Source organism: Marinomonas sp. SBI8L, assembly GCF_001624705.1.
Taxonomy (GTDB): domain Bacteria; phylum Pseudomonadota; class Gammaproteobacteria; order Pseudomonadales; family Marinomonadaceae; genus Marinomonas.
Genome location: NZ_JSEO01000015.1, coordinates 15,236 through 27,973 on the forward strand (window position 1 = coordinate 15,236; position 12,738 = coordinate 27,973).

The 12,738-nt window shown below is 37.1% G+C and carries 11 protein-coding genes; 2 read left to right on the forward strand and 9 right to left on the reverse strand.

Translation table 11 applies throughout. The features are described from left to right. Window positions 1-97: 97 nt before the first annotated feature. From OA91_RS19470 to OA91_RS19495, 6 genes are all read right to left on the reverse strand, one after another. Complete coding sequence (locus OA91_RS19470; RefSeq protein ID WP_063337606.1) at window positions 98-565, reverse strand: hypothetical protein; 468 nt, start codon at window positions 563-565, stop codon at window positions 98-100. Further along, window positions 565-1,185, reverse strand: coding sequence for a TnsA endonuclease N-terminal domain-containing protein (locus OA91_RS19475; protein WP_063337607.1), 621 nt, complete (start codon window positions 1,183-1,185; stop codon window positions 565-567). The genes OA91_RS19470 and OA91_RS19475 overlap by 1 nt, the downstream gene beginning before the upstream one ends. Window positions 1,186-1,572: 387 nt before the next feature. Next, a complete protein-coding gene (locus tag OA91_RS19480; RefSeq protein ID WP_157203802.1) occupies window positions 1,573-1,950 on the reverse strand; it encodes a hypothetical protein in 378 nt (125 codons plus the stop codon). A 103-nt stretch (window positions 1,951-2,053) separates the two neighbouring features. Continuing rightward, window positions 2,054-2,434 carry a hypothetical protein gene (locus OA91_RS19485; protein WP_063337609.1) on the reverse strand — a complete coding sequence of 127 codons (381 nt, stop codon included), beginning with the start codon at window positions 2,432-2,434 and terminating at the stop codon, window positions 2,054-2,056. After that, on the reverse strand, window positions 2,431-2,760 hold the full coding sequence (locus tag OA91_RS19490) for a hypothetical protein (RefSeq protein ID WP_063337610.1): 330 nt from the start codon (window positions 2,758-2,760) through the stop codon (window positions 2,431-2,433). Before OA91_RS19490 ends, OA91_RS19485 begins: the two co-directional genes overlap by 4 nt. A gap of 509 nt (window positions 2,761-3,269) precedes the next feature. Beyond that, window positions 3,270-4,601, reverse strand: coding sequence for an SAM-dependent methyltransferase (locus tag OA91_RS19495; RefSeq protein WP_063337611.1), 1,332 nt, complete (start codon window positions 4,599-4,601; stop codon window positions 3,270-3,272). 873 nt (window positions 4,602-5,474) lie between these two features. On the opposite strand from OA91_RS19495, the gene OA91_RS19500 reads away from it, so the two are divergent. Both OA91_RS19500 and OA91_RS19505 read left to right on the forward strand, forming a co-directional pair. After that, entirely contained in the window at window positions 5,475-6,284 is an 810-nt protein-coding gene (locus OA91_RS19500; protein WP_063337612.1) for an endonuclease/exonuclease/phosphatase family protein, read from the forward strand. Continuing rightward, on the forward strand, window positions 6,265-6,804 hold the full coding sequence (locus tag OA91_RS19505; protein WP_063337613.1) for a GNAT family N-acetyltransferase: 540 nt from the start codon (window positions 6,265-6,267) through the stop codon (window positions 6,802-6,804). The genes OA91_RS19500 and OA91_RS19505 overlap by 20 nt, the downstream gene beginning before the upstream one ends. A 455-nt stretch (window positions 6,805-7,259) precedes the next feature. Here OA91_RS19505 and OA91_RS19510 read toward each other — a convergent pair whose 3' ends face one another. From OA91_RS19510 to OA91_RS19525, 3 genes are all read right to left on the reverse strand, one after another. Continuing rightward, window positions 7,260-9,608 (reverse strand): AAA family ATPase, encoded by a 2,349-nt coding sequence (locus OA91_RS19510; protein ID WP_063337614.1) that lies wholly within the window; start codon window positions 9,606-9,608, stop codon window positions 7,260-7,262. 174 nt (window positions 9,609-9,782) lie between these two features. Continuing rightward, complete coding sequence (locus tag OA91_RS19515) at window positions 9,783-10,613, reverse strand: hypothetical protein (protein WP_063337615.1); 831 nt, start codon at window positions 10,611-10,613, stop codon at window positions 9,783-9,785. 1,204 nt (window positions 10,614-11,817) lie between these two features. Next, entirely contained in the window at window positions 11,818-12,654 is an 837-nt protein-coding gene (locus tag OA91_RS19525) for a LysR family transcriptional regulator (RefSeq protein ID WP_063337617.1), read from the reverse strand. Window positions 12,655-12,738 lie beyond the last annotated feature (84 nt).

Consider the following 12,738-nt stretch of genomic DNA (forward strand, 5'->3'; position numbering starts at 1 on the left):
ATTTTGTTTTTTCATAAGGGGTAACTTGATGATATCTTCTTCGAAATATTTCATAACTAGGATAATTAAAATTAGTACCATGCTGATTGTTATATCGTTAAATTTCAGTTCTTAGAGTTCTCATTCCTTCTGCTAGACATGGTCTCTCAGCGCTTAAAGTTCTTTTTATATTTTCATTCAATAACCTATCTACTTCAGGCTCCAAATTTTTAACTCTATTGCCTTTTTTTTTAGCGGTTGTAACTAAAGAAACAATTTGAAAATCACTTTCTTTAAATGATTTCCACCATCGAGATATTGTTCTCCAGTTCGGTATATCATCACCGAATTTTTCTTTTAATACTGGTAGGTGAGGAATAATATGCCTTTCTGTAAATATCTGAACGTCGTGATGAATGAGATAATTTATTATATTATAACGATGAATCGCTTCGTTACGTAACGTCTCTGAGAATACTGAAATATCTTTGAAAACTTCATCATTATGGTAAGTTTGTTCTATTTCGTTTTGATTAGATTCTATTTCAGTAGGTTTACCTTCAAAAAAAGACTCGAAATTATTCATCACTGCATCCATACTTTTGATTGATTATCTATCAGTTTGTTTAAGTCTGTGCCTAATTTCCCTATCGCGATTAAAGAGCAAATTTCACACATTAAAGTGTTCCCGTTTCCTACACTCTTACTTACATCATTGATAGTTGGCGTCTTTAGAGAAACGATTTCGCTTATTAACTTATCAAGTAGCTCGCCTGAGCACTCATGCATTACATATCGATGTAAAATTTTAAGATTATCCAAGAGAGGCTTGATGCATATTTGACTTTCATCAATTACATAAAGCTCAAAACCAAGTTCTGAAGATGCTTTTTTTTTAGCTTCAAATTCATATATAAATGAATCTTTAATAGCAATTTTTTGAGGTTTTACTTCGTATAAACAACGTATTCCCTGGCGGTCAATAGTTGCAAAATCGGGAGTATAGCTATGAATTTTATTTTCCAACTCATAATCAAACCCTAATGGTTGAGATTCGAATCTAATAACTTGAGGTGAGTACTCAAAGTGAAAGCACGCGTTGAACTCCAATGTCGATTCAGTAAGTATTGTTCTTCCTGTTTTATAACTTGGAAAACGATAGATATTGTTAACTGCTGACTTTCCAAGAATACGTTTGCGAATCATTTCAATACTACTTTTTAATAAAACCAATATTAGTAATGATAGACAAATTAGTTTTTGTCAAAGAAATAATCAGAAGAATTCAAAATAATTTAATATATAATTATTACATTTCAATATATTCATTAAAAAAAATACTATCGATCAATATACGGCAAATAAAGATATCACGCTTTAATATCCTCCAAATAACCATAAGACCAATATGAATAACAATAATTTTATTATCTATCGAGCAATTTCAAATAGTTATTAGCTTTTAGGAAAATACAACTAGACCCCAAAAAATTGAAGAGTAAATTAATTCAGTTTTAAAGTTATTATTGCATTCATTGATATATGATTAACTTCCCCCTATAAACGCTGAGGAAACTATTGAAAATAATAAGTCTATTTACACCTATCTTCTAAGTGTCTGCGCACTGAATAAAAAGTTAAAACAGATGGGTTAGCTAACAAAACTTCTTTAACGCTGCGTCGTTGAAAGATAGGATGATTTATAGGTCTGTCCCAGAAATCACTTTCGCATCCTTTAGGGGAGGATAAGGCAATTGCTTTATGAATTCCAAGTAATAAAGACAATCGATTTTCTAGGTCTGAGCTTAAGTCAATTGAATGCTCGTTTGAGGCCTGATTCAGCAATGAATTATAGGTATTATGTGATATTCCCCCCAATAAAACACTTGCTTGATCTAATGTAAGATTCCAGTGCTTTGAACTTCTTTTTTCTTCAAACCAGATTAAAGCTACTGCATTAATTTCATTCATCGAATTTTTTACACTTATCATAGCGCACCTCATTACTATTTTTGCCATGTTGGAGCTTTACTAATACTGTCTAGAAAACTAAGGATAGTCCAATCAATTTGGACTAGGTGTCTGAGCTTGTTTTCCAGTAATGAACACGACACATTGCAATCGCGTATTTGAGATTACTAATCAGTTCATCGTGATCAGGATAACCAGCTACTGCATAAGCATCTTCAGCTGCTGCACTAATGAATTCAGATAAGTCTTTTACAATGTCTCTTTGATACTTGAGGTAGTTCAACCAGATATCTTTGTGAGTGTTTGGCTCCATTTGGCAGATACCTAATGCAGGGCCACCGCCCAACTGTTTAAGGTAAACACCCCCGCTTTCTTGGCAGATCGTCCCCATAACCAATTGCTCAGCCGCTACTGAGTACATGCCTAAACCTTTAAGCACAGACTTCACCACAAGATCCTTCAGTTGTAATAAGTGCAGACTCATAACTTCCCCCACAAACCAATAGAAAAGCTAACAACTGCTGCTGCAATCGAGCCAATCACAGTTAATGCCTTCCAGCTTCCAATAGCAGTATTAGTGCGCCCTTCGGATACCCTCAGCTGCTTTTCATGATCATCTAGCACAACACTAATTCGCTTCATTCCATTGTCATGAGACAAGTGCCTCTCTTCGACACGGGTTAAATTAGCAGTTAGTTGAGAAACAGCTTTAGCCATTTCACTAGTGGCAGTGCGTAACTCTGAAAACTGTTCTTTATTCTCTATACGTTGAGCTTCAAAAAGCTCTTTAAAAGAATTTAAGTCGCCCATATGGAATCCTAGAAACGAAAAAGCCCCACACGAATGCAGGGCTTAGAAATGAGAAAGGCCCGCAATCTGCGATTGCCCTTTAGAGTAGGTTGCTGTAAACACAAAAATAACAGCGTGAAGAAAATGTAACCCCTAACACCTAGGGTTTTAAGGCTTACGCGCGTAATACTTCAATTTCCTTTTCCTGTAACAAAACGGCAATTAACACTCTAACTGCATGAATACTAATAACTTTTCATACCTAGCACTAAAAGCCGCGGGCGGTATACGAGCGGAAAATAGAGTGTGTTATTTGCATGTTTTTAGCGATAACTGTACTTAACATTTGTCTATTTAGAAGAAATTGAGTTTTCTTAAGGCAAAAAAAACAGCTTATTGGCTGCTTTCTTATCATGGAATTAACGCCACATTAAGCGGAAATTTGCAGTTGGTTATACTTGAGCGAAGCGAACAACCAACTGTAAATTTTCCGTTTGAATGCCATGTTAAGTTTTGTCTCAAAAGACTTCCTAGCCTCCACCAGTAATCTTTTTCAAATGTTCGACATCCATAATATCTTTGGCTAGATATTCATCTACAACTTCTCTGTACTCACATGGTGGAATATAAAGAGTATGCCCCGCATGAAGTTGTTCTGCATAATCACCTATATCCTCAATTTTGAAGCTGTGAAGTGTAGCTGGCATCATAAAATAGTTAGAGCAATATATAGAATGAACTGTATGTTCCGCAGGATAGAATTTGAGTAAATATTCTTTAAATCGCTCGAATCTTTGAGCATTACTCGGCATTTGAGAATAGAGAGCGGTTTCAATTGCACCAATCTGCCATATTAAAGCCGGCACATCGTTATGCAAAGGGCGCTCTCTCATCAGCAATTCAGTTGCTTCGTACATTTGCATACCTGCAGTCCCCGGATCAATCATCAAATCCGTAAATATACAATCCATAGCTGAAATTCCAGGAACAACTTTTACTTTAAGCCCCAATAAATCGGCTGCCTGTTTTATTAAAAATGGAGGATATGCAAATACTGTCGGATGTCCATATAGACCAAATGTAATTGGGCCGCCTTCTAGAGCTGTATCTAATACCTTTGCCGCCATGGCTCGATATGCGATCATTCTATCCTGATCTTCTTCATATTCTGATACTAGATTAATTGCATTCTCACATTTTGATTTTAGAAACTCATCAACCCCAATACCATTCTCCACATAAAGAACAGTTTTAGATTTGGAAAGTATATATTCGGCCTCCCTCGTTATCTGATCCACATTCATTATTCCTAATCCAACGATATAGATATCAACATCTTTAGTATCTTTGTTGGGTTGAGTAATTGAAGAATCTAAATACCCTTTTTCAGATAACTCTGTTATTAGATTAAGAACTTTTGTATATCTATCCTCACCATCTTCATGAAAAACCTTATCAGCTAGACCTTTAAAATCAGGTGCGGCTATTGAAAAGTGCTCAGCTTTTGTTTTCTTCGATGGTCTCGTTGTTGGTGGTGGTGGTGGTGGAGTAATAGTAACTGGTGGCGGTGGTATTACAGTTATTAGGCGAACCATGACAGATTGCTGTGTCGTTACATAATCAACAGGTTCATCTACACCCCATTTTTCATGGCTGTTCCCAACCAAGTTTGTGAGAATGTCATTAATCGCTGTAGAGACTAGTTTAGTCATATCTAGACTCCGTTCTCTTAGTATGCTTTTTTCAACTTCTGTAAGTTTATAGTCTTGAAATGATTTCTCAATGTCATCATCTACTAAGCGTCGAAAATTCTCATTCAATACAGCATGTTTGAGGTATCTTGTGATTTCACATTCATTCATGGTTTTCAATCCTATTATTGTTATAAATATCGTATAACTTGTTCATATAACAGAAACTGCAAGGCAGTAGAAACTTAACGGCTTAATAATGCGCACGCTCGGTTTGTGCGACTTATCCACCGCACTCAAAACGTCACATCTGCTTAATTAATTTGAAGAAAGGCTACTTATCAACTGAAAACCTTCCTGGTTAAATGCGCATGCGCGTTATTTCGATTCCTATTTTTGCTTGTCGAGCATGGTTATTTTCATACTACTAAGATAATTAATTGATTCTACATAATTTAGTAATAGGCACAATGACAAAGCGTATCAATCCTCATCAAAATGTGCCGTCCCCAAACAAACTGTATTTACAGCCAGTTTCTTTAGAGATTTCCTTTTCTACTTACAAAACGGTAATTAACACTCTAAATGCATGAATATTAATAATTTTTTATACCTACCACTAACAGCCGCGGGCGGTATACGGGCGGAAAATAGAGCGTATTTTTCGCATAGTGTTAGTAATAGTTGTATCTAAAATTTGTCTTGTTAGAAGAGATTGAGCTTTCTCAATGCAAAAAAAGGGCGGCGTTGTGGAGTCGGTTGAATGGCATTGTTAAATGGCTAAATACTCCGAACTGCCCGTTTATTCGACTGTGTATTGAACAATCAACTTCGCTAAGCTTGACCCAAACTTATGAAACTTTTGTTTTTAATAGGAAAGTGAGGAAGGCCAAGCTTTTCAGCGCCTTATAGTGAAGATAATTAACATAGCCCTTTAACACTCATATAGTGGAGAAAAAGACCATTACCTTTTAACCCCATGTTATAGGCAATGTAAAACAACCTATAACAATGAGTAAAAACCAATTAAAAGAGGATAATATAATGCAAAAAGATGATGTAAAAGTTTTGTGCTGGAACATACAATCAAAATCTCCCACCAATATAATGAAATTTATTGAAGCCACTAACATTGATTGGGATGTCATTTTATTGCTAGAACCTGGGAAATTTTCGCAATACGATAAGAAGAAAGTTCCGTCTAAAAAAGTGAACTATTCATGTACATATCTAAAAAGTCATTCGGATCCACAGAGCAATTTAGCAATTCTAACAAATAGTAATGATAATATAATTAGTAAAATTACATCATTTGAGATACTGACAGGTGCTGCTCGGACATTGTGGGTGATAGAGATTGGTGGAATTCGCTTTGCTACATCTCATGCTCCATATAAGAAAAATGATGGGACAGGAGCCGATTGGTGTAACGACGCGAGTAAAACGGTGAAGGAGCAAAAAGTCAATGTTTGGCTTGGGGATTTTAATACGAACGGAAATACAGTTCCAGCGCCACTAAATAAGCAATATGCATGCTTGTTAGGAGGACTGCTAACAAGTTTAAATGAAAGCAAAGAGCTAGTAAGCCCATTTGATAAGATATGCGTAAGTAAAAACCTTTTTATCAAATTGGAAGCTAATGACAGAGCAGGGAGAGTATTACCAAAAATTCCGAAAGGATATTATCCGATGAAGGTAAATACACTCGAGGGTCCGGAAAAGGGTCCATGGAGTTCTGAAGACATCCAATTCAAAGACATAGATAACATTGAATTTCCATCAGATCATTTACCGATATACATAACTATTGAAGGATTCAGGACGACAAATTTTAATGATGTATTCAATTTCTGAATGCGGTGTGACCTTAGAGGTGCTAGACCAAAATCATATACCTTTCATATATAAAGGTTTAAATAATGAAAAACTAGCCACTTCATATCCAATAAAACTGCCATATACACATATGGATGCAACTAGCTATGTAGATCGAGAGATGTTTGGTCGTTCAGCTGAGACTCGTTACTCTTTTGCCATACTAAAAGAAAATAATTTTGTAGGTATATGCGCTATATATGATGTGAACAAAACTAAAGGATTTTCAAATTTATACTATTGGGTTGAAACCCAATATTGGAACCTTGGTATTGCAAGCATAGCCGTTAATAAATTACTTAAATTCGCTAAAAACGAATTGAACCTTACTCATATAGAAAGCGGTGTTTTAAAAAGAAATCATGCTTCCTATCGAGTTTTAGAAAAAAACGGGTTTATAGTTGAAAATTCATTTATTAACAAAGGTAAATATCATAGAAAATTTCTTGGGGAAATTTTCTTGGAAATGAAATTGAACTTACAAAAGCATCCAGTATAAGCAAATAACAAACCTAAAGCCCATTGAAATGGGCTTTAGCTCAATTATTGCTTACAGATGATGAATACACTGCCATTTAACAATTAAGTAATTTGAAAAAGAAACTGTACATACAGACAGTTTTATTAGAGCCTTCCTTTTCTCTTCACAAAACGGCAATTAATACTCTATCCATATGATTATTAATAACTTTTCATACCTAGCACTAAAAGCCGCGGGCGGTATACGGGCGGAAAATAGAGTGTGTTATTTGTATGTTTTTAGTGATAGCTGTACCTAACATTTGTCTATTTAGAAGAAATTAAGTTTTCTTAGGCAAAAAAACAGCCTATTGGCTGCTTTTTATCATGGGTATTAACACCATATTAAGAGGCAAAAAATTGTTGGCTAAAATTAGCGACGTAGGAGCAAAAGCCAACTGTTTTTTGTCCTTTTAAACGACTTGTTATGTGCATTTACAGTTCGTCATATACAATATTAATGACTTGTTCAGCTAGTGCTCTTGTATTTTCAAGCGTGTCATCGCCAATTTCGTGCATAGGTGTGTTTAAAGTATCTCGAATCGCACTCAAGCGAGCTTCAAGCTCAGCAGTGATATAGCCGTTGTCCCTTAAAGCAACAGTGCAAACTGACAGGTCTGATTTCGCTTCACCAAGATCAATGAGCTGTTTCTTAAAACGATGACGAATTTCTCCCTCAAAGAAAGGTCGCAAGGTTGTTAGAATGTTGTTATTAGTTTCACGATTAACAAATGCTTTAATTCTGTCAAAAGCAACATCATGCTCTGTAGCCATCATGTCATCAATTTCAACGGCTTCTATCGAGCAAGTTTCAGCACCATGAACTAATTTTACCGATTTAGCGCACCGCCTGAATTTCTTCGCAGCTTTTGCTGCCATTCCTTTATAGTGAGTCGTTAGTACAAGTTGTTTAATAGTCCGTTGCAGCTCATCCAGCTTATTGAGAATCAGTGCTATTCGCTCATTATCAAAACTAGTAACAGGATCATCCAGCACTAAAATAGCCTTAGCTTTCTCCTCTGTTGGAAGAGACATCACCTTAGCTAAAAATATACAAAGTGCTAGCGCTCTGCGGTCTGACTCACTAAATACTGTATTAATATTATCAGCAGAAATATCCTCACCTTTAAACTTAACACGAAGGTCATAGATAACTTGTCTGCCGCGATTATTAGGTACTTTGATAATCTTAAAGTTACTTGAGCCAAGCTGACGAAACAGTCCATTTATCAAATCAAAGTAAGTATCTAAATACGCTGTCTGCGATTGTTCGAGCTGCTGCTTTTGTGATTTATAAGTAGTATCTAACCCATTAACAGTTGCTAGCTTCTGCCTGTACTGAACACAAAGTGGCTCTAATGCTATCCGCTTTAGCGCCAAATTAGCTTGTGCTTGTTGTTGTGCGATTTCTGTCAATTGATGATTCAGCTCCACTTCATTAAGTGAGCCTTTATAAGCATTGAAGATAGCGTTAATTTGCTCTGCGACTACCCAATATTCATAGATAGCTTGATTATACGTTGTTGCTGCTATGTTCAGTACATCGAAGGTAACGAGTTGAGCAGGTTCGTAGGGCGTAGTAAACTTTTGCTCTAGTCTCGGTATCCAGAATTCCGTTGCTTGCTGGCTATTTGCAATAACGGCATCAAAAGAAGCGAGAATATCTTCATGCTTTTGTTCCAATGAAGCAGTTAAAGGCGCTAGAGCTTGATTGGTTATAATTTGAGGCTCCACATACAACTCAAACACTTGTTTATTGGCTTGGTGTAGCTGAATAAGGTTTTCACGAGTATTTGGAATACTAAATGGCTGACGAAGGCCATTTAAAATTTGTCTTGTTTCTTTGTTAAATCTATCAAACTCAGCATTAAAAGCCTGCTGGTACGCAGCGATTAGGCCTTGAGCATCAGCACTTAAAGCCTGCCCACAGAAAGGACAATCATCTTTTATTTGTGCGATACCTTGGCTAGCCCAACCTTTAAAAGTAGCTGAGTTGTTCACATGATTGCTCATGTGATTTTGCAGAGACACAAATGAATCTTGATGAACCTTTTGAAGGCTAGATGCTAGTACAGTATTAATTGAATCAATTGCTTGAGCAAAGTTGACCTGTGTACCAACCGCACTTAGAACATTACGACGTTTGATTTTTTCGATATTCTGAATGGTAGTTGTGACTTGCAGTTTTGATGCTTCATGTGCCGCCACGTTAGTTTCTAACTGTTCTTTAGTCTCCGAAGGTAAAGCGGAGTTAACATACGCAGGAATACTACCCACTGCGTGAGTTGTAAATTGCCCTTCAATACCAGAAAGAAGTCTTTTTTCATCACGGATATTGCTATTCATCTCAGCTAAAGCCGCAAACAAGGCGGTGTTACTCTCACCAAGAATAAAACTAGTCATGTTTTCAGAGTTTGGCCTCTCTTGCTTCTGACCAGTTATTACATTTCTATGTATAAAGCTTTGGTCAAAAACATACAAACCTGAACAATCAGGAGTTTTTACTTGCCACTGACCGTTTTCGAATTTAGATGTAACATTACCTGTCGCAGTACCAAACATGAATTCAACTTTAGGTGGTTTAGTTGGGTCATTTGGTATGCTTTTTCGGTGCATTATAAAATCAGGTGCATCTTCTGCTAGTGAATGAATAATATCACAGAGGGTACTCTTACCATTTCTGTTCTCACCATATATAACGGTCACATTACCAAGATCTATTCCACCTGCAACGGTTTTGGTGAAATTTCCAATACCTTGTATTAGCTTTATTTTTTTTAACATCTAACACTTATCCTTAAGCCATCAATGTAAATTTATTGATAGATAGACCAGTTAATTTATCTTAATCTGACCGAATTTACTGTGAGCGCGAAGTAGCGAAAGCACATAACGCCCGTATTTGCGGCTGGTTTGAAGCGCAGCGGAAAACCAGTCCGGCAACATGCGCTTGTTATGTCATTCATTTTCAAATTCCTGTACATGAGCATCAATTTTTTCAGCCAACATACGACAATCTTTAACTAACCCTTTAATACTATCTGCAGACACCGTTATAGGGGTTCCTTCCTTATCACAACCAGCTCTATGCACACAATCGTGCCTAACTCTAACTGCTCTGAAGAGCCATGATACATCCCCAAAATCACACGAAAGCACTTTCGCATACATTGGCTTTACCTTGCTCATATCATGAAAGATAATGCCTTTTAGATATGTGGCAACGGTTGACTTAATGTTGCTGTGCTGAGCGTAAATCTCGTTTACTGTAAACTTTCGATTTCCAAATTCTGGATCAGTTTCGATCAATTTCTTTGTTAATTTGTCGGAGTTCGTGACGCGATGGATAAATGTAGTTGATAGAAAGTGCTCTAGCGCAGAAACAACATGGGCATGCAACATCACCAACAAGCTAAATTGGGCGCTTTTCGTAGTTTCTATTTGAAGCATTGCGGGGATATCAACCAACTGCTTATTGAACATTTCCAGCTGGTCTGAATGACCTACTTCCCACTCAAGTTCATCTTCCTCTGGGTCTTCCAAATCCCACTGGGATAAACTCACATAGGAGCCTGAAGTAAGACCATTGATTTTCGCCATGATAGACGGATCGTTATCATCGTCAAACCGAACAGTATAACCATAAAGCAATCCATCATTGCTGTAATCACCGTCAATATCGTAAGTGATCTGCTCTAATTCATCTTCTGTAATTCCGAGGAAGTTAGCCAAACGGTAATTCTTTTGTACTTCAATTCGATCAAACCAGTAATCTTTAGTAGTGCCCATTTTGATGACTCCCTACGAGGACATAACAGCTTAATAATGCGCACGCTCTATTTGCCCGATTTAGTCACCGCAATCAAAACGTCACATCTAATTAATTTTTAAAAGGAAGGAAAATTGATTAATTGACAGCCTTCCTAGCTCAACGCTCATGTACGTTAACTTGATTCCTATTTACCATTTTCAGGAACGGTTATTACATCCCTTCTAAGGCAGCTAATTGATTCTACATAATTTAGTAATAGGCACAATGATAGTTCGTGTCATTTCATTGATATTTGTAACATTAAAGCTAACCAGTTTTATTAGAAATTTCCTTCTCCTGTCACAAAACGGAAATAAACACTCTAAATATATGATTACTTTTAACTTTTCATACCTAACACTAAAAGCCGCGGGCGGCATACGGGCGGAGAATAGAGTGTGTTTTTTACATAATATGAATAATAACTGCTTCTAGCTTGTGTCAATTTAGAAGCTAGTTGAGCTTATTTAAGGCAAAAAAAAGCAGCCAATTGGCTGCTTTCTTATTATAGGCATTAACGCAGCCTTAAGCGGTGAGTAGCAGTTGACTAAAATGTGAAGCGAAGCGGAACCAAGCCAACGGTTACGAGTCCGACTTTAAGACCTTGTTTGCAATTTTGTCTCGATTACAAGCATATAATGACTCCATAACAAAAATGGAAATATTTCTGATTATATTCTCAAGAGAATCATCAACAACTAAGTATCCAGTCTTCTTGACTTGTGCGTTATGATCTTCAAAAACATCAAGAATCATGGTAATCGACAGCAAACAATCATCATTACCGCGATAATGTTTCGCTAAGTTCTCAATTCTCCGATTTAGTGATTGTTTTGCTTTATCATCATAAAGTCCATTCGTATGAGCTATTTGATTCCTTATTATATTCAAAAAGCTCCACATAAGCTCTAGGGACTTAATATCGAAAAAGATCTTACTTCTATCATACAGTTCTTTTTCAAATTGCTGATTAATATCAGCCTTCGAGATAATTCCTTTTAAGCATACTGAATCGCCCACACTTTAACTATATAAAACTCAATGATAGTTATCGTAACACTACATATTGAACTAGTATTAATATTGTAATTAAATTACCGAATATAGCTGATGTCAGATTATGCTTGTCTAAGATGTCAGCTTATGATTGTTTTATGTCAACTTATGGTTGTTTCGACACTACTAACCTAACCCACCAACAAACTCTTCCAACAAGTCTTTCAACTCATTATGCATTCGATAAGCCGCATAGGCTTTCATGTGAATAATGGGCGCCTCGTCGACTTTGAATAGCCTCCCTACTTTTAAATGCTCTTGTACCAAGGTATCGGGTAAGTAGGCTGCGCCGCCGTTGGCGAGTATGAGTTTTAGGGCGATACGGCCGCTGTTGGCGCGAACATTAGCAAGCTGACGCTGTGGAAAGGCGAGCTCGTGCTGAGTATTAAAAGGCGCGCCCCACTCGACTCTCACATAGGCGGTACCGAGTGCCTCTTCTAATGTTTGTTTAGGCTGACTTGTGACTAAGCTCATGGGGATGCTGGCGACTTCTTTGACGATTAGGCCCTTAATATTGGGTTGCTCGTAGACAAAGCCGATATCTACCAAGCCTTGGTCCAGTTTTTCGACGACTCGAAGCGGTGTACTCTCCTCTAGTCTTAAAATAAGGTCAGGCTGGGTTTGATAAAGTTGATTTACCTTGTCTTGTAAGAAGCTATCCCAAAGCCCGGGTACACCTGCAATCACAAGACGCTTTTTCTCTGTTTCTCCAAGGGCAGTGTCTTCATAGGCTTGCTCCCAAGCATTGAGAATAAATCGTGCGTGGCGCTCCATGCGCTCACCTGCCGGTGTTAAACAGACTTCATGGTGCTTACGCTCAAACAAGGCAACGCCTAACAGGTTTTCAAGCTGTTTGATTCTAGCGCTTGTGGTCGACGTGGAAATACAGAGCTTGTCTGACGCTTTAGCAAAGTTACGCGTGTGGGTCACTTCAATAAAGGTTTCTAATAATATGGTGTCCAAAAGTAGATCCTGTTTTTTTAGAGCTTAAGGCCAATATATATCGTTTTATCAAACCTTCAAAAGCTTTTATCATGCTCCCACTTT

What these genes read in the sequence shown, in the direction of transcription:
- OA91_RS19470 (WP_063337606.1), bottom strand. Translation starts at nt 565, where the DNA reads ATGAATAATTTCGAGTCTTTTTTTGAAGGTAAACCTACTGAAATAGAA.
- OA91_RS19475 (WP_063337607.1), bottom strand. Translation starts at nt 1,185, where the DNA reads ATGATTCGCAAACGTATTCTTGGAAAGTCAGCAGTTAACAATATCTAT.
- OA91_RS19480 (WP_157203802.1), bottom strand. Translation starts at nt 1,950, where the DNA reads ATGAATGAAATTAATGCAGTAGCTTTAATCTGGTTTGAAGAAAAAAGA.
- OA91_RS19485 (WP_063337609.1), bottom strand. Translation starts at nt 2,434, where the DNA reads ATGAGTCTGCACTTATTACAACTGAAGGATCTTGTGGTGAAGTCTGTG.
- OA91_RS19490 (WP_063337610.1), bottom strand. Translation starts at nt 2,760, where the DNA reads ATGGGCGACTTAAATTCTTTTAAAGAGCTTTTTGAAGCTCAACGTATA.
- OA91_RS19495 (WP_063337611.1), bottom strand. Translation starts at nt 4,601, where the DNA reads ATGAATGAATGTGAAATCACAAGATACCTCAAACATGCTGTATTGAAT.
- OA91_RS19500 (WP_063337612.1), top strand. Translation starts at nt 5,475, where the DNA reads ATGCAAAAAGATGATGTAAAAGTTTTGTGCTGGAACATACAATCAAAA.
- OA91_RS19505 (WP_063337613.1), top strand. Translation starts at nt 6,265, where the DNA reads ATGATGTATTCAATTTCTGAATGCGGTGTGACCTTAGAGGTGCTAGAC.
- OA91_RS19510 (WP_063337614.1), bottom strand. Translation starts at nt 9,608, where the DNA reads ATGTTAAAAAAAATAAAGCTAATACAAGGTATTGGAAATTTCACCAAA.
- OA91_RS19515 (WP_063337615.1), bottom strand. Translation starts at nt 10,613, where the DNA reads ATGGGCACTACTAAAGATTACTGGTTTGATCGAATTGAAGTACAAAAG.